We start from the raw sequence: 22,471 nt of genomic DNA on the forward strand, positions 1-22,471 counted from the left end.
TCAGCTGCTTTATTATCACCTTTTGTTGTATATAGTAAATGTTTATCTGCTACACGACCATTTGTTATATCTTTATCACCTGTTTGTTTTGTAACATCTAAATTACTCTTATCAACACCATCAGTAATCTTAATACCACGACCATCACGGTTGTTTAATACTAATCTACCTTTGCTATCAACTGATGCTTCTACTCCTGTTTGGTCTTTAACGGCATTAATTGCAGACCTTAAAGCACCGTTTCCATCTTTGTCTTTTACTTCTATTGAACCTATTGTAACACCGTTGATTGAAAAGCCTTCAAGTGTTGTTCCTGCTTTAATTGGTTGTGCAAAAACTGTTTGAGCTGTTAAAGAAGCTTTAATACCTGTTTTATCGCTAGATTTATTAATAGCTTCAGCTAAAACACCTAAACCATTACCTGCTTTAATATTGTTACCATCAACTATACTTACTGGTTCAAAAGTAAAATCATTAATTCCATCAACATTTTTAAAAGTAACTGTTACTTTATCTCCACCTATTGCTAGGTCGCTTTGGCGTACATTATGTCCTGTTTCAAATCTTGTTAAGCCGATTTTATCTGATGTTGTTGCACCAATACTTGCTTTTACTGTTTCGTTTGAATATGCACCGATTTGGAATTCTTTGTTTGAGAAGTTTCCACTTAATAATTTTTGCCCGTTAAATGAAGTAGTATTATCAATAAAGATTTTAAATACTTATATGCAAGGTTTTTTAGCAGGTTTTAGCCCTGCCACACCTTGCACAATTTTTACAAGGTTTTTTTATAAATTAAAAATAATTATTATCAATTTTCAACTAACTTATAACCTAAATATTTTACATTTTTTATAAGTTCAATACCTAATTTGTCTCTTAGTCTTTTTATAAAAATTCTTACACTTCCATCGCTAACTTCGGAATTTATCCAGCAAAGTTGTTTAATTTGTGTTGTGTTTAAAACCTTTTTTTGTGATAAATATTCTAAAAAAATCAACTCTTTTTGACTTAACTGTATTATTTTACCATTAATTGTAATTGTTGCATTTTGTGTATTTAAAACATTATTAGCGATAATAATTTCACTTATTACATTTGGCTTTAAAGAATTGATAGTTTTTATTAGCTCTTCAGGGATAATTGGTTTTATTAAATATTTGTTTATATTTATGTTAATTGCATTTAGTAATTTATCTCTATCTGAATATGCAGAGATAACAATTATTTTAGTATTATTATTTATTTGTCTTATTTGTTTTGCTAAATCTAAACCATTCATTCTTGGCATTAAAACATCGCATAATACAAAATCAGGGTTATATTTTTTAAAAAGAAGAAGAGCGCTTGCACCATCTGTTGCACTTATAATCTCTTTAAAATAAGGTTTTAAAATATCACTCATTAAATTTAAACTGTCTTTTTCATCTTCTGCAATTAGTAATTTCATTCTTTTTCCTTAATAAAAACTATTTCAAAACAAGCACCATCTTTATGATTATAGCAATTTAGAGTAGCTGAAATTTTATTTAAAATTTGTTTGCAAATAAACAAACCTAATCCAACACCTTTTGATTTATGTTTTGTAGTAAAATACGGGTCAAAGATATCGTTTATAATATTCTCATCAACACCTGTTGCGTTATCAAAAAATGATAATGTTATATTTTGCTTGTTGTTTTTTAGTACTATTTTTAAATATTTATCATTTTTATTACTTTGTTCTAAAGCATCTTTTGCATTATTAATTAAATTTAAAAAAACCTGTATTAGCTCATTAGCATAAGCTTCTATAGATAAATTCAAATTGCATTGTTTTATATCAAATATTAATTTTATATTATTCTTTTTTAAACTTTGGTATGTAATTTGCAAGGCTTTTTTTATTAAAAAAACAACTTTTGTTTTTTCTTTATTTTCTTTAACTTTGATAAAATCATTAAAATCATTTATCGTTTGGGACATATTTAAGATTAATTTTTGTGCTTGTTTGTAATATTTTTTATCATTATTTTGTTGTAATAAAAATAAATTCATTGATAGTTCATTAAGCGGTTGTCGCCATTGATGTGCAATATTTTCAAGCATTTGCCCTAAAATAACTTGTCTATTTTGCATAAAGATTATATTTTGTTGTTTTGCATTTTTTTGAACTTCTTCTTTTACTTTTTTTATTAAATTATTATTTAATGTTTGTAATTTTTTTGTCTGTTTTTGTACTTCTTTGCTTAGATTATTGTTTAATTTTTCTAGTTTATCTTTTGTAATAAATAACTCTGTTACATCATGTCTTATAGCAATAAATTCCATTATTTCATCATTAAAAATTATTGGAATTATAGTTGTTTGAGCCCAAAACGCTTTGCCGTTTTTTGCTTTATTTTTTACTATTCCCTTATGCACTTTTTTACTTAAAATGGTATCCCATAACTTTTTAAAATCACTTTGTGGGGTATCTGGGTGCCTTATTATGTTATGATTTTTTCCTATTAATTCTTCTTTAGTATAGCCACATAATTTACAAAATTCATCATTTACAAATGTTATAATGCCGTTAATATCGGTTTTTGAAACGATATTTGTATTTTCAATAGCCTTTTTGTATTCATCATACATTTTTACTCAACCTTAAAGCAAGATAACAAAAATAAATACCATCAATAACAATCAATGAATAAAAAAAGTTTTGAAGATAACGAATTTTTTCTAAATATTTAGGTAAAAAACTTGTAAAAATCATAGCAGGTAAGGTCGCAAGAGCAAAACTTATTATAATTATAAGTGCTTCATTTATATTTTTAGCTAACATTGTTTTTGCAATAAAAAAATACACTAAACCACAAGGAAAAAGCCCATTAGCACAACCAATAATAACACTTTTTGCTTTAAAACGCATAATGCTATTAAATAAGGAAATTATTTTTGTATATAAAAAATTATTCTCAAAAAAAGCTAGTAATTTACCACGCACAATTAACGCAATACCAATTAGTACACAAAAAATTCCAATTAAAAAATATAAAAGCGATTGTAAAAATACCGAAGTAAAAAAAGAGCCAATACTAAAAGCTATTAAACCTAAGATAACATAAATTAAAATTCTAAAAAAATTATAAACATATATTTGTATTTTATTAGTATTTTTGCTTAATAAAAAAACAACCGCCCCACACATAAAAAAACAATGTGTAAGGCTAAGCAAAAAAGCAAGAACAAAATTTTCTAAAAAGGTGAAAATCATCACCTTAGAGCATCCCTCTACGCTTTAATTCTTCTTCGTAAAGTTTTTCATAAACAAGGTCAAATTCTTCGCTACCAGGCACTAATTTTCTTTTATAATTGCTGATTTTTTCATAAACATCATCTTCTATTTTTTCATAACTTTTCAAATATGAGTTTAAACTAGCAAAAATTACATTCCTAACCTTATTTTCAGATACGCTAAAATTAATCAAATCTTCATCAATCAACTTGTCTAAAATATCGTGAGATAAGGCATTATATCTATCTTCATAATTCATTAAAATACCATACTCATCAGCTAATTTTTTCTTAAGTAGCCAAAACATATTTTTTCTATCAATTTGCATTAAATCAATCTCTGTTTCTTGCTCATTAATAATATCATTTACTTTTTCATCTAATTGCTTTTCTTTTTTAACTAAAGCACTAATTAGCTCAGTAACTAGGGCTTTTATAGGTTCAATTCCATTTACTGCTTTTAAAAATTTTGAATTTACTAAATCAAGTGCAATTTTATTAGAAATATAAGGAATATGTGGTTGTTTAATACGCATTTTCAGTCCTTTTTTTCTTTTAATTATAAATTAGCAAAGATAATAAATTGATTTAAAAAGGACTAAAATATTTTAAAATTAAGTATTTTATTTATAAATATGTAAAAATTTTCTCTGCTCTTTTTCATAAATCTTATAATTTTTAATCTTATCTAGCTCATTTTGCAAAAAAGACCCCTTATAAAATATAAATTCACAGTCTTTTTTACAAATATTTTCGCATAATTTAATAATTATATCAGCCCTAGCAAAAGCCCTAGAAGTAATATAATCAGCCTTTATTAAGCTTTCATCTTCTACCTTCTTTGCACAAATATGTATATTAGGTAACGATAAGTTAATTTTAATTAAATTTAAAAAAGCAGCCTTTTTATAATTTGGCTCAAACAAATAAAACTCACAATCTTTTTTAACAAAGGCTAAAAATACAGCAGGAAACCCAGCCCCAGAGCCAATATCAGCAATCAGCGACCCATCTTTAAAATCAACAAATTCCAAAATACTAATGCTATCATAAGCTTGATTTTTAATATCTTTAAAGCGAGAAATATTATGAACTTTGTTATATTTATTAAACAAATCTTCATAACTTTTTATAAACTCATTCAAAGCATATGCCCCATTTTGCATTCTTTTACTTTCAAATAATTTTTATTAAACTCATTTTCTTTCATAATAATCGGCACCCTTTTTACATCTTTACTAATAGCCTTAAGTTTTTGCGGATTATTCGTAAGCAACGACACTTCCTTAATATTATAATATTCTAAAATAAACTCAACCAAGCTATATTCTCTTTCATCATCTTTAAAACCAAGCTTTAAATTAGCCTCAAGCGTATCAAAGCCCTCATCTTGCAAAGCATAAGCATTAATTTTATTAAATAAACCAATGCCCCTACCTTCTTGCCTTAAATATATCACCATTCCACCATTTTCATTAATATATTTTAAAGCATACTCAAGCTGTTCTCTACAATCACATTTTAACGAGCCAAGCGCATCTCCGGTTAAGCATTCAGAATGAATTCTAATATTCATTTTTTCCTTTATTTCACCTTTTATAATACATAAATGGTCTTTATCTTTATAATTAAACGATTGAATTATAAAATCGCCAAATCTAGTAGGCAATTTTGCTTTTTTTGATACTTTTACTTCCATTTTTTTACTTTCTTTTGATTTAATTTTTATAAAAATTATAAAAGGAGTGGTTTAATGAAAAGGTTTAGACGACTAAGAAAAAACAACATAATAAGACAAATGGTGCAAGAAAACAGGCTAGATATAAACGAGCTAATATACCCGCTTTTTGTAGTAGATAAAGCAAGTTTTAAAAAAGAAATCAGCTCAATGCCAAATGTTTTTCAACTAGGTTTTAAAGAACTGCTTGAAGAATGCCGTGAATGCTTAAAATTAGGTATAAATAAAATCTTACTTTTTGGTGTTTTAGAAGATGATAAAAAAGACGCCTGTGGTAGCGACGCCTACAACGAAAATGGCTTAATCTCTCGTGCAATAAAAGCAATAAAGCAAGAATTCAAAGACGATATTTATCTAATAGCAGATTTATGCTTTTGCGAATACACAAATCACGGACACTGCGGTATTTTAGATGAAAACGGCTATTTAGATAACGACAAATCCTTGCAAATAAGCGTAAAACAAGCCCTAGTAATGGCACAAGCAGGAGTGGATATGATAGCTCCAAGTTCAATGCTAGATGGAATAATTTACACCCTTAGAAAAGCGCTTGATGAAAACTCTTATTACAATATTCCAATTATGGCATATTCAACCAAATTCGCATCAGCCTTCTACGGACCTTTTAGAGAAGTAGCACAATCAACGCCAAAGCAAGGCGACAGAAAAAGCTACCAAATGGATGTAGCAAACTCAAAAGAAGCCTTACTAGAAAGCCTAGAAGATGAAAAGCAAGGCGCTGATATCTTAATGGTAAAACCAGCCTTAGCCTTCTTAGATGTTGTAAAAGATATAAGCAATCATTCAAAACTCCCAATCGCAGTTTATAATGTAAGCGGCGAATACGCAATGCTAAAAAACGCAGCCAAGCAAAATCTAATTGATTATGATAGAATGCTAATTGAAATAATGCTATCTTTTAAAAGAGCTGGTGCAAGCATAATAATCACTTACCACGCAAAAGAATTAGCCTTAATTTTAGGAGCAAAATAATGGATTTTTCAGTCTTATCAAAATTTCAAAAAGCAGGTCCAAGATACACCTCATATCCCACAGCCATAGAGTTTAACACAAATTATACCTATGATGAATATATAAAAGACCTCTCAAGCAACAAAGAGCAAAACCTATCTTTATATTTTCATCTTCCCTTTTGCCGTTCCGCTTGTTATTTTTGTGGCTGCAATGTAATTTACACAGCAAACGAAGACAAAAAAGAAAGATATTTAAAATACCTTTTAAAAGAAATAGATTTAATAAAAGACTTTTTGCCAAACAAAAATATCCTTCAAATGCACTTTGGCGGCGGTACTCCAACCTTTTTTAACGCTAAGCAACTAGAGCTTTTATTAAACAAAATCTCAAAAGAATTTAGCTTTTTAAACGATGCAGAGCTAAGTTGCGAAATAGACCCAAGATTTTTAGTTCAAGAGCAAATGCAAGTTTTTGCAGACTACAAAATAAACAGGATTTCCTTTGGCGTACAAGACTTTGATGAAACAGTGCAAAAGCAAATCCACAGAATCCAACCATACGAAGTAACACAAAAAGCCGTCTTACTAGCTAGAAAATACGGCGTAAAAAGCATAAACACAGACCTAATTTACGGCTTACCATTTCAAAGCGTAAATTCTTTTAACAAAACCCTAGAGCAAATCCTAACCCTAAACCCAGATAGACTTGCAGTATTTAATTACGCTCACGTTCCTTGGATTAAAAAAAATATGAGAAAATTTGATGAAAGCACCATTCCAAACGCCAACATTAAACTAGAAATTCTAAAAAACACAGCAAGTTTTCTAACCCAAAACGGCTACGAAATGATAGGAATGGACCATTTTGCAAAGCCAAGCGATGAGCTATTTAAAGCCCTAAAAGATGGCACCCTTCATCGCAATTTTCAAGGCTACACCACAAAAGGCGGTGCAAAGTTAGTTGGCATAGGGCTTACAAGCATAGGCGAAGGGCTTAATTACTATGCGCAAAATCACAAAGAATTAAGCGAGTATGAAAACGCTATTGATAACAATCTTTTACCTTATCACAAAGGCGTAAAACTAAGCCAAGATGACCTAATAAGAAAATATGTAATAATGCAACTAATGGCAAATTACAAGCTAGATATAAAGCAAACTCAAGAAAAGTTCAATATAAACTTTTGGGACTATTTTAGCCAAGCAAAGCAAGATTTACTCTTATACAAAGACTACATAAATATAAGTGATGAAGCAATCACTATCAATCAAACAGGCACACTTTTAATAAGAAATATCTGTATGAGCTTTGATGCCTATATGAAAAACAAAGTAGGCAAAATATTTTCTAAAACACTCTAAGGAAAAAAAATGTACGAATATCTAAAAAAAATACTTTTTAAACTAGACCCAGAAAACGCCCACGACCTAGCCATAACCCTTTTAAAAAGTCAAAACTACCTAAAATGCTTTGACTTTTCATACAATAACGACAAATTAAAAGTAAGCACACTAGGCATAGATTTTAAAAACCCAATCGGCTTAGCCGCAGGATTTGACAAAAACGCAAATATCCTAAACGCCCTAGCATATTTAGGCTTCGGCTTTATAGAAATAGGTGCTATAACTCCCCTAGCGCAAAGCGGTAATCCAAAACCAAGATTATGGCGTTTAAAAGAAGAGCAATCATTACAAAACGCTTTTGGCTTTAACAACGATGGAGTAAAAGTTGTAAAAAACAGGCTAAGCAAGTACAATTTCAACAAACTTCCACCAATCTTTATAAATGTAGGCAAAAACAAATTCACAAAAAACGAAGATGCAATAAACGACTACGAAAGCGTTATTAAAGAGCTAGACTGCTATGCCGATGCCTTTGTAATCAACATCTCATCGCCAAACACCCCAAACCTACGTAGCCTACAAAACAAAGATTTTATAAACGAGCTTTTCACAAGGCTAACAAACATAAGCAAAAAGCCTATTTTACTAAAACTCTCTCCAGATATGAACATAGATGAAGCAAATCTTCTTATAAGCACCGCAAAGCAAAGCGGAGCAAAAGGGCTGATTTTAACAAACACAAGCACAGACTATTCTTTAAGCCCTAACGCAAAAAATATCGGTGGAATAAGCGGCGCCTTGCTTAAAGAAAAATCCCTAACAATGCTAAAAAATATCCAAAAATACGATGATTTTTGCATTATCTCAAGTGGCGGAATTTCTACAGCCGATGATGTTTATGAAAGGCTAGAACTTGGAGCAAAACTAGTACAAATCTACACATCTTTTATCTACAACGGTCCAAAATCTATTTACAATATAAACAAAAATCTTTGCCAAAAAATCTAAAATTCTATTTTTTTTTAAAATCGTTGCACCATTGCCACGCAACGATTTGCTAATTTTTTTAAAATTTTTTTTCAAAAAACTATAAAAATTTTTTTACCACCACCGATATAGTTTTTGCTGACAAGGATGCCAGCAATTATTTTTTTAAGGAGAAAATTATGGGATTTCGTATTAACACAAATATAGATGCGCTAAGCGCTCACGTTTCAGCTTCTGCAACAAACAGAAACATCACAAGTTCATTAAACAAACTTAACTCAGGTTTAAGAATTAACTCAGCAGCAGATGATGCTTCAGGTCTTGCTATCGCAGACAGCTTAAGAGTACAATCAGAGTCATTAACTCAAGCAATTTCAAACGCAAATGATGCAATCGGTATTATCCAAACAGCTGACAAAGCAATGGATGAGCAAATCAAAATCTTAACAACAATTAAGACAAAAGCAGTTCAAGCAGCTCAAGATGGTCAAACCACAGAGACAAGACGCTCACTTCAAGCAGACATCAGTCGTTTAATGGAAGAACTAGACAATATCGGTAATACTACTTCATTTAACGGGCAAAAATTATTAAGTGGAAACTTCTCAAACAAAGAATTCCAAATCGGTGCATATTCAAACGAAACAGTAAAAGCAAGTATTGGTGCAACAACATCAGATAAAATCGGCTTAACAAGATTTGAAACAGGACATAATGTACGCCAAAGCGACCTAGCAATAGGTGGAGATAAAGTAACAGTTACTTTTAAAAATGTTGATGGAATTAATGATTTTACTTTTGAACCAGTAAGTATAGTTGATGGTAACAATATTAAAGCAGGTAATGGTTTAGGTGTTTTAGCTGAAGCTATTAATAAATCTAGCGATAAAACAGGTATTAAAGCTTCTTTAACAGCTCAAACAGTTTTTGCACAACCAATTAAAGCAGGAACAACACTTGAAGGCTTTTCAATCAACGGTGTTACAATAGGTTCAATAGAAGTAAAAGACAAAGATGGAAACGGTGCTTTAAGGTCTGCAATTAATGCCGTTAAAGACCAAACAGGAGTAGAAGCATCAGTTGATAGCAAAGGTAGATTAGTATTAAACAACCGTGATGGTCGTGGTATTAAGATTACTGATGGTGTTGATAAGAGTTTTGATAAAGATGGTAAAGCCTATACTAAAACTACTTCCGCAGCAGCTGCAGACAAACATTTGTTTTTTACTAATAAAGTAGCAGAAGTTGATGATGGCACAAAAAACACTGGGCAAATTGCTGTAGATTTTTCAAAATCAAATACTTGGGGTGGCGGTGGAGAAGATGCTGATACCAATGGAAAAAATGATGCCAAAGATTCTATTTTAAACAAAAATAATATGTTTGATGATGTTAAAAAAGCATATTATGAGCAAGCTGCTAGACATGCTGCGGATGGTTATGAAAGAGCCAAAAATATCACTATCACAGAAGGTACAGGAATTGATTTATCTAAAATACATGCAAATATACAAGGTGCTTTACATTTAGCAATGGTTGCTGGAGGCAATACAGATGAAACAGCTGGTACAACAACAGCGGCTGGAGATAATGGTAAAGATACCTATAAGCAGTGGGTTGCTGATGCAAATGATGCAATAAAAAAAGTAGCAGGACAAGAAACTTCAAAACATAATAGCCTACAAGATTTAAACGCTGCAATTGATGATGCAGTAAATAAACTTACAAAAGTTATTGATGCGGCTGCAGGTAAAACTATGGCAGATAATGAAGGGGAAAATGGTATTGTCGCATACGCTGCATTAAATTTCTTAAAAGGTTTAAAAGAAGGTTTAAATGAGCCTAATAGAAGTGGTTTAACTGATATTATTGGTTTAACTGATGAAAATAAAACTAATTTTGGAAGATTAAGCCTTAGCTCAAATAACGGAAGAGACATAGTTGTACAAGCAACAACTTCAGCTGTAGATGATAAAGGTAAACCAAAAGAAATTGATGTTACAAGCGCTTTAGGCTTTGATAAAAATGTTGTAGAAAAAACAATATCTTTAAGAGAAACAAACGCAACTATTTCTAAAGAAGACGCAGACGCAATGGGCTTTAACACAGAAGAATGGCAAGCAGGAGAGAGTGGCGACAACCAAAATGGTTACGCTGCAGGTGTAATGACCTTAAAAGGAGCAATGGCAATGATGAACATAGCAGAAAACGCTATTAAAGCACTAGAAGCTGTAAGAAGCGACCTTGGTTCTGTTCAAAACCAATTAGTTTCTACAATCAATAACATTAGCGTAACTCAAGTTAATGTTAAATCAGCAGAAAGCCAAATAAGAGACCTAGACTTTGCTAGTGAAAGTTCTAACTTTAGTAAGCAACAAATCCTAGCTCAAAGTGGTGTTTATGCGTTAAGCCAATCAAATGCAGTTCAACAAAATGTTATGAAGTTGTTACAATAGTAAAAGAATATAATCTTAGCTTAGTAACAAAAGCTTATAATGTTAGCTTAGTAACAAAAGCTTATAATGTTAGCTTAGTAACAAAAGCTTATAATCTTATCTTAGAAGTTAGCCTAAAGCTAACTTCTTTTTGTTTTATTATATCCCCACATCACAACCATCAACAACCCCACGCAACCATTTTTGTTTTTCTAAATTCTTTTAATTTTCTTTTGCTTTTTTTAACTTTATTTACACTGTTTTTAATTCTTTTTAATTTTTTTATTTTTTCAATTCTTTTTAATTTTTTTATTTTCTTATCTGCGCCCCCACAAAAAAACAATCAACAACCCCAACTACAAACTTAAATAAAACTTAATTTAATGTATCTTTAAGCTAATAGTTAAAACACAAGATTAAAATTGTAATATTTATAGAAATTGCAGAAACTACCAATATTTAACCCTACAATATAAAAAAGTATTTTTAAAAACTATCTAATCACTCAAAATATTTATAACCCCAACACCATTTTTATCACAATAAATCATCATTCAATCCTACCAATTTTCAGTCCCACTTCCACCAACAATCAATCCTTACTCTACTTATCAATACCCTAAAATATTTTTACACCGCCCAACCACTCAAACTTTACCCCACAACCAAAAAAACAATCAACAACCCTAACTATAAGCTTAAATAAAACTGAATTTAATGTATCTTTAAGTTTATAGTAAAAAGTACAAGATTAAATTCACAATATTACGAAGGTTTAGAAAGTTTTGAGAATACCCAACTTTACCCACTCCATTTTTTAACAACAAACCATCATTCAACCCTAAAAAACAATCAACAACCCCAACTACAAACTTAAATAAAACTTAATTTAATGCGTTCTTAAGTTTATAGTAAAAAGCACAAGATTAAATTTGCAACATTTAGGGAAATTCTTTTAAATTTTTTAGTTTATTTTGCTTTTTTAAATTCTTTTGATTTTCTTTTAGTCTCTTTTGTTTTCTTTTGCTTTTTTAACTTTATTTACACTGTTTTCAATTCTTTTTAATTTCTTTTACTTTTTCTAAACTCTTTTTGCTTTCTTATTTGTCCCCTAACTAAAAATCACTATTCCATCCCCACCACCAAAAAAAACAATCAACAACCCTAACTATAAGCTTAAATAAAACTGAATTTAATGTATTTTTAAGTTTATAGTAAAAATATGTGATTAAAATTACAGCACTATACGAAGATTACGAAGATTACGAAGATTACGAAGATTACGAAGATTACGAAGATTACGAAGATTACGAAGATTGCAGCTTAAATAAAACTTAATTTAATGTGTTCTTAAGTTTGCAGTAAAAAGCACAAGATTAAATTAGCAGTATTACTAAGGTTTGGAATAGTTGGAATAGTTGGAATAGTTGTAAGAGTTAGAAAAAAGCAACTTCAATCAAACCTAACTTAATATATTTATAAGTTTATTATTTGTTATTATGTATTTTTACTAAATGTTATTATCTTTATTTATTTATCTTACTTACTAACACAAAAAAGCATCTTTAAAAGTACTAAATAATCAACTTTAATTAGTAATTTTAAAGCTTAAAAAAAGCTAAAAAGTTATGTATTAAAATATAAGCTAAAGCTATAAAAGTATTTATACATAATAATTTAAAACCAAGTACTTATTTTAATTTCTTGCACAAAAAGTAAAAAGATAAATTATTTTTTACAAGGAGTTATTATGAAAAAAGGTTTTACAATGATTGAACTAATCTTTGTTATTGTTATTTTAGGTATATTAGCTGCTGTGGCTATTCCTAAGATTAATGCTACTAGAGATGATGCGGAGAAGGTTAAGTCAGCTCAAAATATTGTTACTTTAATTGGGGATTTAGGGTCTTATTATACGGCTCAGGGGGAATTTGCTACTAAGACTGGTGGTACTGATATTGATTTTGCAAAAATGACTAATGTGGCTTTTAGTAGCACCGCTAAAGATACTGCAAAATTAAAAATCGGTAAAGATGATAATTGTTTAACAATTAAGGTTGATTCTGCAAGTGGTAAAGTTACTTTTACAGGTAAAGCTTCTGCAAGTAAAGCATGCACTGAAACTTTAAAATTATCAACAGTAAAAGCAGCATTGGGCGGGAACGATATTATAGGTAAAGATTATATTATTGATTTTGCTGCAACTAGTGTAAATTTAAACTTCTAATAACAAATCCAAAAAAAGGTAGTCTAAAAACTACCTTTTTACTTACACTTCTCAAACCTTCAAACAAGTAAAAAACAAACATACAACTTAACTCATTCACCACCATCAACAACCCCACGCAACCATCAATCAACCCTGCACAGCTACAATCATCCTTACTCCGCTTATCCCACAAATCTTCTTTTTACAACATCTCATCATCAGTTTTTATCCCCGCACAATTATCCAACCACTCAAACTTTACCCCACCAAAAAAAACAACTATCCACTACCTACCTTTAAGCTCAAACTATAAGCTTAAATAAAACTTAATTTAATGTATCTTTAAGTTTATAGTAAAAAGTACAAGATTAAAATTGTAATATTTATAGAAATTGCAGAAACTACCAATATTTAACCCTACAATATAAAAAAGCATTTTTAAAAACTATCTAATCACTCAAAATATTTATAACCCCAACACCATTTTTATTACAACAAATCATCATTCAACCATGCACAGCTACCAATTCTTACTCTACTTATCAATACTCTAAAATATTTTTACACTATCCAACCACTCAAACTTTACCCCCCCCCAAAAAAAACAATCAACAACACTAACTACAAGCTTAAATAAAACTGAATTTAATGTATTTTTAAGTTTGCAGTAAAAACACAAGATTAAATTAGCAGTATTACGAAGATTTGGAAGGGTTCGAAGGTTTAGAATAGTTAGAATAGTTGGTATAGTTGGAATGATTGGAATAGTTGTAAGAGTTAGAAGAAAGCAACTTCAATCAAACCTAACTTAATATATTTATAAGTTTATTATTTGTTATTATGTATTTTTACTAAATGTTATTATCTTTATTTATTTATCTTACTTACTAACACAAAAAAAGCATCTTTAAAAGTACTAAATAATCAACTTTAATTAGTAATCTTAAAGCTTAAAAAAAGCTAAAAAGTTATGTATTAAAATATAAGCTAAAGCTATAAAAGTATTTATACATAATAATTTAAAACCAAGTACTTATTTTAATTTCTTGCACAAAAAGTAAAAAGATAAATTATTTTTTACAAGGAGTTATTATGAAAAAAGGTTTTACAATGATTGAACTAATCTTTGTTATTGTTATTTTAGGTATATTAGCTGCTGTGGCTATTCCTAAGATTAATGCTACTAGAGATGATGCGGAGAAGGTTAAGTCAGCTCAAAATATTGTTACTTTAATTGGGGATTTAGGGTCTTATTATACGGCTCAGGGGAAATTTGCTACTAAGACTGGTGGTACTGATATTGATTTTGCAAAAATGACTAATGTGGCTTTTAGTAGCACCGCTAAAGATACTGCAAAATTAAAAATCGGTAAAGATGATAATTGTTTAACAATTAAGGTTGATTCTGCAAATGGTAAAGTTACTTTTACAGGAAAAACAACTTCACCTAGTAAAGCTTGTGAAGAAACTTTAAAATTATCAACAGTAAAAGCAGCTTTTGGTAATAAAGATTTAACAGATAGTAGCGCAAATACTCACACAATCGACTATTCAGCTTCAGGTGTTAAATTAGATTTCTAATAAAAACAAAAACAAAAAGGTAGCCTAAAAACTACCTTTTTACTTACACTTTTTAAACATTAAAACAAACACACAACTTAGCTCATTACCCCCCCCCCACCCATCATCAACAACCCCACGCAACCATCAATCAACCCTGCACAGCTACAATCATCCTTACTCCGCTTATCCCACAAATCTTCTTTTTACAACATCTCATCATCAGTTTTTATCCCCGCACAATTATCCAACCACTCAAACTTTACCCCACCAAAAAAAACAACTATCCACTACCTACCTTTAAGCTCAAACTATAAGCTTAAATAAAACTTAATTTAATGTATCTTTAAGTTTATAGTAAAAAGTACAAGATTAAAATTGTAATATTTATAGAAATTGCAGAAACTACCAATATTTAACCCTACAATATAAAAAAGCATTTTTAAAAACTATCTAATCACTCAAAATATTTATAACCCCAACACCATTTTTATTACAACAAATCATCATTCAACCATGCACAGCTACCAATTCTTACTCTACTTATCAATACTCTAAAATATTTTTACACTATCCAACCACTCAAACTTTACCCCCCCCCAAAAAAAACAATCAACAACACTAACTACAAGCTTAAATAAAACTGAATTTAATGTATTTTTAAGTTTGCAGTAAAAACACAAGATTAAATTAGCAGTATTACGAAGATTTGGAAGGGTTCGAAGGTTTAGAATAGTTAGAATAGTTGGTATAGTTGGAATGATTGGAATAGTTGTAAGAGTTAGAAGAAAGCAACTTCAATCAAACCTAACTTAATATATTTATAAGTTTATTATTTGTTATTATGTATTTTTACTAAATGTTATTATCTTTATTTATTTATCTTACTTACTAACACAAAAAAAGCATCTTTAAAAGTACTAAATAATCAACTTTAATTAGTAATCTTAAAGCTTAAAAAAAGCTAAAAAGTTATGTATTAAAATATAAGCTAAAGCTATAAAAGTATTTATACATAATAATTTAAAACCAAGTACTTATTTTAATTTCTTGCACAAAAAGTAAAAAGATAAATTATTTTTTACAAGGAGTTATTATGAAAAAAGGTTTTACAATGATTGAACTAATCTTTGTTATTGTTATTTTAGGTATATTAGCTGCTGTGGCTATTCCTAAGATTAATGCTACTAGAGATGATGCGGAGAAGGTTAAGTCAGCTCAAAATATTGTTACTTTAATTGGGGATTTAGGGTCTTATTATACGGCTCAGGGGGAATTTAATGCAGATATTACAAAAATGACTAATGTGGCTTTTAGTAGCACCGCTAAAGATACTGCAAAATTAAAAATCGGTAAAGATGATAATTGTTTAACAATTAAGGTTGATTCTGCAAGTGGTAAAGTTACTTTTACAGGTAAAGCTTCTGCAAGTAAAGCATGCACTGAAACTTTAAAATTATCAACAGTAAAAGCAGCTTTTGGTAATAAAGATTTAACAGATAGTAGCGCAAATACTCACACAATCGACTATTCAGCTTCAGGTGTTAAATTAGATTTCTAATAAAAACAAAAACAAAAAGGTAGCCTAAAAACTACCTTTTTACTTACACTTTTTAAACATTAAAACAAACACACAACTTAGCTCATTACCCCCCCCACCCATCATCAACAACCCCACGCAACCATCAATCAACCCTGCACAGCTACAATCATCCTTACTCCGCTTATCCCACAAATCTTCTTTTTACAACATCTCATCATCAGTTTTTATCCCCGCACAATTATCCAACCACTCAAACTTTACCCCACCAAAAAAAACAACTATCCACTACCTACCTTTAAGCTCAAACTATAAGCTTAAATAAAACTTAATTTAATGTATCTTTAAGTTTATAGTAAAAAGTACAAGATTAAAATTGTAATATTTATAGAAATTGCAGAAACTACCAATATTTAACCCTACAATATAAAAAAGCATTTTTAAAAACTATCTAATCACTCAAAATATTTATAACCCCAACACCATTTTTATTACAACAAATCATCATTCAACCATGCACAGCTACCAATTCTTACTCTACTTATCAATACTCTAAAATATTTTTACACTATCCAACCACTCAAACTTTACCCCCCCCCCAAAAAAAACAATCAACAACACTAACTACAAGCTTAAATAAAACTGAATTTAATGTATTTTTAAGTTTGCAGTAAAAACACAAGATTAAATTAGCAGTATTACGAAGATTTGGAAGGGTTCGAAGGTTTAGAATAGTTAGAATAGTTGGTATAGTTGGAATGATTGGAATAGTTGTAAGAGTTAGAAGAAAGCAACTTCAATCAAACCTAACTTAATATATTTATAAGTTTATTATTTGTTATTATGTATTTTTACTAAATGTTATTATCTTTATTTATTTATCTTACTTATTAACACAAAAAAAGCATCTTTAAAAGTACTAAATAATCAACTTTAATTAGTAATCTTAAAGCTTAAAAAAAGCTAAAAAGTTATGTATTAAAATATAAGCTAAAGCTATAAAAGTATTTATACATAATAATTTAAAACCAAGTACTTATTTTAATTTCTTGCACAAAAAGTAAAAAGATAAATTATTTTTTACAAGGAGTTATTATGAAAAAAGGTTTTACAATGATTGAACTAATCTTTGTTATTGTTATTTTAGGTATATTAGCTGCTGTGGCTATTCCTAAGATTAATGCTACTAGAGATGATGCGGAGAAGGTTAAGTCAGCTCAAAATATTGTTACTTTAATTGGGGATTTAGGGTCTTATTATACGGCTCAGGGGAGTTTTACAGGAAAAAAAATACAAGAATTAACAAATGTTGCTTTAGGTGGTACTGATACAGAAGGAACTATGAAAATCGGTAAAGATGATAATTGTTTAACAATTAAGGTTGATTCTGCAAATGGTAAAGTTACTTTTACAGGTAAAGCTTCTGCAAGTAAAGCATGCACTGAAACTTTACAGTTAGAGACAGTTAAAGCAGCATTGGGCGGGAACGATATTATAGGTAAAGATTATATTATTGATTTTGCTGCAACTAGTGTAAATTTAAACTTCTAATAACAAATCCAAAAAAAGGTAGTCTAAAAACTACCTTTTTACTTACACTTCTCAAACCTTCAAACAAGTAAAAAACAAACATACAACTTAACTCATTCACCACCATCAACAACCCCACGCAACCATCAATCAACCCTGCACAGCTACAATCATCCTTACTCCGCTTATCCCACAAATCTTCTTTTTACAACATATCATCATCAGTTTTTATCCCCGCACAATTATCCAACCACTCAAACTTTACCCCACCAAAAAAAACAACTATCCACTACCTACCTTTAAGCTCAAACTATAAGCTTAAATAAAACTTAATTTAATGTATCTTTAAGTTTATAGTAAAAAGTACAAGATTAAAATTGTAATATTTATAGAAATTGCAGAAACTACCAATATTTAACCCTACAATATAAAAAAGCATTTTTAAAAACTATCTAATCACTCAAAATATTTATAACCCCAACACCATTTTTATTACAACAAATCATCATTCAACCATGCACAGCTACCAATTCTTACTCTACTTATCAATACTCTAAAATATTTTTACACTATCCAACCACTCAAACTTTACCCCCCCCCAAAAAAAACAATCAACAACACTAACTACAAGCTTAAATAAAACTGAATTTAATGTATTTTTAAGTTTGCAGTAAAAACACAAGATTAAATTAGCAGTATTACGAAGATTTGGAAGGGTTCGAAGGTTTAGAATAGTTAGAATAGTTGGTATAGTTGGAATGATTGGAATAGTTGTAAGAGTTAGAAGAAAGCAACTTCAATCAAACCTAACTTAATATATTTATAAGTTTATTATTTGTTATTATGTATTTTTACTAAATGTTATTATCTTTATTTATTTATCTTACTTACTAACACAAAAAAAGCATCTTTAAAAGTACTAAATAATCAACTTTAATTAGTAATCTTAAAGCTTAAAAAAAGCTAAAAAGTTATGTATTAAAATATAAGCTAAAGCTATAAAAGTATTTATACATAATAATTTAAAACCAAGTACTTATTTTAATTTCTTGCACAAAAAGTAAAAAGATAAATTATTTTTTACAAGGAGTTATTATGAAAAAAGGTTTTACAATGATTGAACTAATCTTTGTTATTGTTATTTTAGGTATATTAGCTGCTGTGGCTATTCCTAAGATTAATGCTACTAGAGATGATGCGGAGAAGGTTAAGTCAGCTCAAAATATTGTTACTTTAATTGGGGATTTAGGGTCTTATTATACGGCTCAGGGGAAATTTGCTACTAAGACTGGTGGTACTGATATTGATTTTGCAAAAATGACTAATGTGGCTTTTAGTAGCACCGCTAAAGATACTGCAAAATTAAAAATCGGTAAAGATGATAATTGTTTAACAATTAAGGTTGATTCTGCAAATGGTAAAGTTACTTTTACAGGAAAAACAACTTCACCTAGTAAAGCTTGTGAAGAAACTTTAAAATTATCAACAGTAAAAGCAGCTTTTGGTAATAAAGATTTAACAGATAGTGGCGCAAATACTCACACAATCGACTATTCAGCTTCAGGTGTTAAATTAGATTTCTAATAAAAACAAAAACAAAAAGGTAGCCTAAAAACTACCTTTTTACTTACACTTTTTAAACATTAAAACAAACACACAACTTAGCTCATTACCCCCCCCCTCAACCAAAAAACAATCAACAACTCCAACTACAAGCTTAAATAAAACTGAATTTAATGTATCTTTAAGCTAAATTATCAATTCTTCTTATTTATATTACAATCTAAGTTAAAAAATACTAATTCCCACTAATAAAATAACTAAAGCAACAAAATATAGAAAAACACCCCCTAATAAATATCTAATTTTATTTGTTATCAACCAAGCTAACTATAAAAACCAACTAACTACTACTAACAATATTACTTAATTTTTACAATCAAATTAAGTATTTTTATTTTACATATTCATTAATCCTTAAACTCCCAACTACAAACTTAAATAAAACTTAATTTAATACAATATTAAGTTTATAGTAAAAAAACATAAGATTAAAATTGCATCATTTAGGGAAATTGCAGAAACCGCCAATCATTCAACCCTGAACAACCATCAATCTTTACTCTACTTATCAATACTTTATCTAATACACAAGCAATCATTCTTACACTACATCTCATCAGTTTTTACCACTCCCTATACAATACAACAAATCATCATCTCTCACTCATCAAAATCCCAACCATAAACTTAAATAAAACTTAATTTAATATATTTTTAAGCTAGTAATTAAAGCACAAGATTAAATTAGCAGTATTACGAAGATTTGGAATAGTTGGAAGGGTTGGAAGGGTGCAGCTTAAATAAAACTGAATTTAATGTATTTTTAAGACAATAGTTAAAACACAAGAATAAATTTACAGTACTAGGAAAATGAATAAAATGAATAAAATGAATAAAATGAAGAAAATGAAGAAAATGAAGAAAATGAAGAAAATGAAGAAAATGAAGAAAATGAAGAAAATGAAGAAAATGAAGAAAATGAAGAAAATGAAGAAAATGAAGAAGTTAGCAGCTTAAATAAAACTGAATTTAATTTATTTTTAAACTAATAGTAAAAAGTATGAGATTAATTTTATAGTACTAGAAAGCTAGAGAAGTTAGAGAAGTTGCAGATGTTAGAGAAGTTGCAGATGTTAGAGAAGTTGCAGATGTTAGAGAAGTTGCAGATGTTAGAGAAGATGGCAGCTTAAATAAAACTGAATTTAATGTATTTTTAAGACAATAGTTAAAACACAAGATTAAATTTACAGCACTAGGAAAATAAAAAAAATAAAAAAATATACAAATATATTAGCAAGTATGTGTTTATATGAAATTTTTAAATAAGATTATAAATAATTATATAACAAAATAAATTGAAGTAAAAATTGTGTATTTTCACTTTGTATATTACTTAAATTGTAAAAAATGTATAAAAACTATACATTCTCTACTTCAGGATTAATATTAAGGTCGTTTTTATATAAAGCAATAAGTTCTTTTACTCTTGATGGATTTAAGCAAAATTTATCAGCAATTATTTCTTTTAATATAGCTAAAGTAAATTTACGACTAATTCTTATTGGAGCAATATTTTTATTACCGCCAGCAGTTGGATAAGGTATGCTATCATTATCGTGCTTAGTATTTGACCAAAATAAGCCAATATCTCTACCTTGACCTAAACCATCAGTATAATCAGCTACAACAATTCCTAATTTACCATCATCATATAATAATTCAAAGTCTTTTTGCCATTTTTGGATAAAGTCATTTTTTGTTAAAGTTTTCATATTTTCTCCTTTGTTTTATAACCCAGTATAAACTGGGTTAGTGTTATTTATTAAAAATTAAAATTTACGCTTGAAGCAGCATAATCAATTTCAGCTTTATGATCTGTTTCGGTAACTAAATCTTTCCCTCCAAAAGCTGCTTTAACTGTCTCTAACTGTAAAGTTTCAGTGCATGCTTTACTTGCAGAAGCTTTACCTGTAAAAGTAACTTTACCATTTGCAGAATCAACCTTAATCTTTAAACAATCACTATCTGAGCCAATCTTTAATTGACCTGTTAAACCAGTTACAGTATTTAAAGCCACATTTGTTAACTCATTTAATTTTTTAGCTGATGCAAATTCCCCCTGAGCCGTATAATAAGACCCTAAATCCCCAATTAAAGTAACAATATTTTGAGCTGACTTAACCTTCTCCGCATCATCTCTAGTAGCATTAATCTTAGGAATAGCCACAGCAGCTAATATACCTAAAATAACAATAACAAAGATTAGTTCAATCATTGTAAAACCTTTTTTCATAATAACTCCTTGTAAAAAATAATTTATCTTTTTACTTTTTGTGCAATAAAGTAAAAACGGTGTAATTTTATGATTAAAATCTTAAAATTTTCTTAAATTGAATATTTTTTTTAACTTTTGCTGTTCTGCCCTTGAATAAATATTATGTGAATAAACTTTGCTTAACATTGATATATCTTTATGCCCTAATAACTTTGCTATTAAGGGGAGATTTACATTTTTATTTGTCAATAAACTTGCGTAGGTGTGCCTTGTTGAGTGTAGGGATTTTTGCTTAATATTATGTTTTTTAAGTAACTTTTTAAAAGAATAATAAATTGAATGATAACTTTGTGTGAATGATTTGAATTTTATTTTTTGTAAATGCTCTTTTAAAAGCTCTGGCATATATATTTTACGAGATTGATTATTTTTAGGAGTGCTTATGCCGTAGCGAGTTTTATTTAGGGTTATTAAAATATAATTTTGCTTGTAATTAATGCTAGAATTCGTTAGGGCTAGGATTTCTCCTGCTCTTGCACCTGTGAAAAATGCAAAATATAAAAAGGTTTGAAGTTCGCTTGCGGAAGTTAGTAAAAGGGATTTTATTTGGCTTAGTTTAAAAGTTTTTTTGTTATTTTGGATTGATGGTTTAAGCTTTTTTATGGTTTTTGTGGTTGGGTTTTGACTTATTATATTTAAATCTATTGCTAGGTTAAAGGCGCTTGATGCATAGGAGATGATTTGCTTTATGCTGCTTTGTTTTAAGCCTTTATTTAAAAGAGAATTTAAAAGGGAGTAAAAGTCTAGGTTTGTGTATGTGCTGATGGCTTTATCTTCAAGATAGCTAAAAAGTGTTTTGTGAAGAAAAAATCTTGTGCTTTTGGTGGTTTGCTTGATATGGCTTAGCTTTGTATTTAGCTTGCAAAGTTGTGAAAGCTTTGAGTGTTTAGCGATTTTGCTTGGTTTTGCGATGGCAAAAAATAATTTTTTTATTTTTTTAAATATGTTTAAAAAATAATTTAAAAACATTGTGTCTCCTTTGTGTAAAATTAATT

The 22,471-nt window shown here is 29.1% G+C and carries 19 protein-coding genes and 1 pseudogene; 10 read left to right on the forward strand and 10 right to left on the reverse strand.

Features of this window, described 5'->3' with window-relative positions:
* Positions 1–209: 209 nt before the first annotated feature.
* A pseudogene (locus CCANL266_RS09755) lies at positions 210–524 on the reverse strand (flagellin hook IN motif-containing protein); the annotation flags it as partial.
* On the opposite strand from CCANL266_RS09755, the gene CCANL266_RS09760 reads away from it, so the two are divergent.
* Positions 433–858: a hypothetical protein gene (locus CCANL266_RS09760; RefSeq protein ID WP_425321179.1), complete on the forward strand. Its 426-nt coding sequence runs from the start codon at positions 433–435 to the stop codon at positions 856–858. The pseudogene CCANL266_RS09755 and the gene CCANL266_RS09760 overlap by 92 nt on opposite strands.
* On the opposite strand, the gene CCANL266_RS01590 is transcribed toward CCANL266_RS09760, so the two are convergent.
* The 6 genes from CCANL266_RS01590 to ribA form a co-directional block, all read right to left on the reverse strand.
* Complete coding sequence (locus CCANL266_RS01590; RefSeq protein ID WP_172230404.1) at positions 812–1,450, reverse strand: response regulator transcription factor; 639 nt, start codon at positions 1,448–1,450, stop codon at positions 812–814. The two genes, CCANL266_RS09760 and CCANL266_RS01590, sit on opposite strands and share 47 nt — an antisense overlap.
* The gene (locus CCANL266_RS01595; RefSeq protein ID WP_172230406.1) at positions 1,447–2,616 is read right to left on the reverse strand and encodes a PAS domain-containing sensor histidine kinase; all 1,170 of its coding nucleotides are present in this window, start codon (positions 2,614–2,616) and stop codon (positions 1,447–1,449) included. Before CCANL266_RS01595 ends, CCANL266_RS01590 begins: the two co-directional genes overlap by 4 nt.
* Positions 2,609–3,241 carry a sulfite exporter TauE/SafE family protein gene (locus tag CCANL266_RS01600; protein WP_172230409.1) on the reverse strand — a complete coding sequence of 211 codons (633 nt, stop codon included), beginning with the start codon at positions 3,239–3,241 and terminating at the stop codon, positions 2,609–2,611. The genes CCANL266_RS01595 and CCANL266_RS01600 overlap by 8 nt, the downstream gene beginning before the upstream one ends.
* A gap of 4 nt (positions 3,242–3,245) precedes the next feature.
* Entirely contained in the window at positions 3,246–3,797 is a 552-nt protein-coding gene (locus CCANL266_RS01605; protein WP_172230412.1) for a DUF507 family protein, read from the reverse strand.
* A gap of 87 nt (positions 3,798–3,884) precedes the next feature.
* Positions 3,885–4,427 carry a 16S rRNA (guanine(527)-N(7))-methyltransferase RsmG gene (rsmG, locus tag CCANL266_RS01610; RefSeq protein WP_172230415.1) on the reverse strand — a complete coding sequence of 181 codons (543 nt, stop codon included), beginning with the start codon at positions 4,425–4,427 and terminating at the stop codon, positions 3,885–3,887.
* Entirely contained in the window at positions 4,403–4,960 is a 558-nt protein-coding gene (ribA, locus tag CCANL266_RS01615) for a GTP cyclohydrolase II (protein WP_172230418.1), read from the reverse strand. Before ribA ends, rsmG begins: the two co-directional genes overlap by 25 nt.
* Positions 4,961–5,014: 54 nt before the next feature.
* Between ribA and hemB the strand changes: the two genes are divergently transcribed.
* The 9 genes from hemB (at position 5,015) to CCANL266_RS01665 (ending at position 19,162) form a co-directional block, all read left to right on the forward strand.
* On the forward strand, positions 5,015–5,992 hold the full coding sequence (gene hemB / locus CCANL266_RS01620) for a porphobilinogen synthase (protein WP_172230421.1): 978 nt from the start codon (positions 5,015–5,017) through the stop codon (positions 5,990–5,992).
* Positions 5,989–7,335, forward strand: coding sequence for an oxygen-independent coproporphyrinogen III oxidase (hemN, locus tag CCANL266_RS01625; protein ID WP_396021594.1), 1,347 nt, complete (start codon positions 5,989–5,991; stop codon positions 7,333–7,335). Before hemB ends, hemN begins: the two co-directional genes overlap by 4 nt.
* A gap of 9 nt (positions 7,336–7,344) precedes the next feature.
* Positions 7,345–8,325: a quinone-dependent dihydroorotate dehydrogenase gene (locus CCANL266_RS01630; protein ID WP_172230427.1), complete on the forward strand. Its 981-nt coding sequence runs from the start codon at positions 7,345–7,347 to the stop codon at positions 8,323–8,325.
* A 158-nt stretch (positions 8,326–8,483) separates the two neighbouring features.
* The gene (locus CCANL266_RS09495; RefSeq protein ID WP_244948140.1) at positions 8,484–10,760 is read left to right on the forward strand and encodes a flagellin N-terminal helical domain-containing protein; all 2,277 of its coding nucleotides are present in this window, start codon (positions 8,484–8,486) and stop codon (positions 10,758–10,760) included.
* Between the two features lie 1,729 nt (positions 10,761–12,489).
* Positions 12,490–12,966 carry a type II secretion system protein gene (locus CCANL266_RS01645; protein WP_172230430.1) on the forward strand — a complete coding sequence of 159 codons (477 nt, stop codon included), beginning with the start codon at positions 12,490–12,492 and terminating at the stop codon, positions 12,964–12,966.
* A gap of 1,074 nt (positions 12,967–14,040) precedes the next feature.
* Entirely contained in the window at positions 14,041–14,529 is a 489-nt protein-coding gene (locus CCANL266_RS01650) for a type II secretion system protein (protein WP_172230433.1), read from the forward strand.
* A gap of 1,075 nt (positions 14,530–15,604) precedes the next feature.
* Entirely contained in the window at positions 15,605–16,069 is a 465-nt protein-coding gene (locus CCANL266_RS01655) for a type II secretion system protein (protein WP_172230436.1), read from the forward strand.
* Positions 16,070–17,143: 1,074 nt separating this feature from the next.
* The gene (locus tag CCANL266_RS01660; RefSeq protein ID WP_172230439.1) at positions 17,144–17,599 is read left to right on the forward strand and encodes a type II secretion system protein; all 456 of its coding nucleotides are present in this window, start codon (positions 17,144–17,146) and stop codon (positions 17,597–17,599) included.
* Positions 17,600–18,673: 1,074 nt separating this feature from the next.
* Entirely contained in the window at positions 18,674–19,162 is a 489-nt protein-coding gene (locus CCANL266_RS01665) for a type II secretion system protein (protein WP_172230442.1), read from the forward strand.
* Between the two features lie 1,397 nt (positions 19,163–20,559).
* Here the strand turns inward: CCANL266_RS01665 and CCANL266_RS01675 are convergent.
* The 3 genes from CCANL266_RS01675 to CCANL266_RS01685 all read right to left on the reverse strand — a co-directional run bounded on the left by CCANL266_RS01675 (position 20,560) and on the right by CCANL266_RS01685 (position 22,445).
* Positions 20,560–20,913 carry a hypothetical protein gene (locus tag CCANL266_RS01675; RefSeq protein ID WP_172230448.1) on the reverse strand — a complete coding sequence of 118 codons (354 nt, stop codon included), beginning with the start codon at positions 20,911–20,913 and terminating at the stop codon, positions 20,560–20,562.
* 50 nt (positions 20,914–20,963) lie between these two features.
* Positions 20,964–21,434: a type II secretion system protein gene (locus tag CCANL266_RS01680; RefSeq protein WP_172230451.1), complete on the reverse strand. Its 471-nt coding sequence runs from the start codon at positions 21,432–21,434 to the stop codon at positions 20,964–20,966.
* A gap of 81 nt (positions 21,435–21,515) precedes the next feature.
* Entirely contained in the window at positions 21,516–22,445 is a 930-nt protein-coding gene (locus CCANL266_RS01685; RefSeq protein ID WP_172230454.1) for a site-specific integrase, read from the reverse strand.
* Positions 22,446–22,471: the final 26 nt, after the last annotated feature.

It is taken from the genome of Campylobacter canadensis, from assembly GCF_013177655.1.
GTDB classification, from domain to species: domain Bacteria; phylum Campylobacterota; class Campylobacteria; order Campylobacterales; family Campylobacteraceae; genus Campylobacter_E; species Campylobacter_E canadensis.

Excerpts from the sequence above, each read along its gene's own strand:
- CCANL266_RS01655 (WP_172230436.1), top strand. The coding sequence starts at position 15,605 with ATGAAAAAAGGTTTTACAATGATTGAACTAATCTTTGTTATTGTTATT.
- CCANL266_RS01665 (WP_172230442.1), top strand. The coding sequence starts at position 18,674 with ATGAAAAAAGGTTTTACAATGATTGAACTAATCTTTGTTATTGTTATT.
- CCANL266_RS01600 (WP_172230409.1), bottom strand. The coding sequence starts at position 3,241 with ATGATTTTCACCTTTTTAGAAAATTTTGTTCTTGCTTTTTTGCTTAGC.
- CCANL266_RS01605 (WP_172230412.1), bottom strand. The coding sequence starts at position 3,797 with ATGCGTATTAAACAACCACATATTCCTTATATTTCTAATAAAATTGCA.
- CCANL266_RS01630 (WP_172230427.1), top strand. The coding sequence starts at position 7,345 with ATGTACGAATATCTAAAAAAAATACTTTTTAAACTAGACCCAGAAAAC.
- CCANL266_RS01650 (WP_172230433.1), top strand. The coding sequence starts at position 14,041 with ATGAAAAAAGGTTTTACAATGATTGAACTAATCTTTGTTATTGTTATT.
- CCANL266_RS01645 (WP_172230430.1), top strand. The coding sequence starts at position 12,490 with ATGAAAAAAGGTTTTACAATGATTGAACTAATCTTTGTTATTGTTATT.
- CCANL266_RS01660 (WP_172230439.1), top strand. The coding sequence starts at position 17,144 with ATGAAAAAAGGTTTTACAATGATTGAACTAATCTTTGTTATTGTTATT.
- ribA (WP_172230418.1), bottom strand. The coding sequence starts at position 4,960 with ATGGAAGTAAAAGTATCAAAAAAAGCAAAATTGCCTACTAGATTTGGC.
- rsmG (WP_172230415.1), bottom strand. The coding sequence starts at position 4,427 with ATGCAAAATGGGGCATATGCTTTGAATGAGTTTATAAAAAGTTATGAA.
- CCANL266_RS01680 (WP_172230451.1), bottom strand. The coding sequence starts at position 21,434 with ATGAAAAAAGGTTTTACAATGATTGAACTAATCTTTGTTATTGTTATT.
- hemB (WP_172230421.1), top strand. The coding sequence starts at position 5,015 with ATGAAAAGGTTTAGACGACTAAGAAAAAACAACATAATAAGACAAATG.
- CCANL266_RS01685 (WP_172230454.1), bottom strand. The coding sequence starts at position 22,445 with ATGTTTTTAAATTATTTTTTAAACATATTTAAAAAAATAAAAAAATTA.
- CCANL266_RS01590 (WP_172230404.1), bottom strand. The coding sequence starts at position 1,450 with ATGAAATTACTAATTGCAGAAGATGAAAAAGACAGTTTAAATTTAATG.
- CCANL266_RS01675 (WP_172230448.1), bottom strand. The coding sequence starts at position 20,913 with ATGAAAACTTTAACAAAAAATGACTTTATCCAAAAATGGCAAAAAGAC.
- CCANL266_RS09495 (WP_244948140.1), top strand. The coding sequence starts at position 8,484 with ATGGGATTTCGTATTAACACAAATATAGATGCGCTAAGCGCTCACGTT.
- CCANL266_RS01595 (WP_172230406.1), bottom strand. The coding sequence starts at position 2,616 with ATGTATGATGAATACAAAAAGGCTATTGAAAATACAAATATCGTTTCA.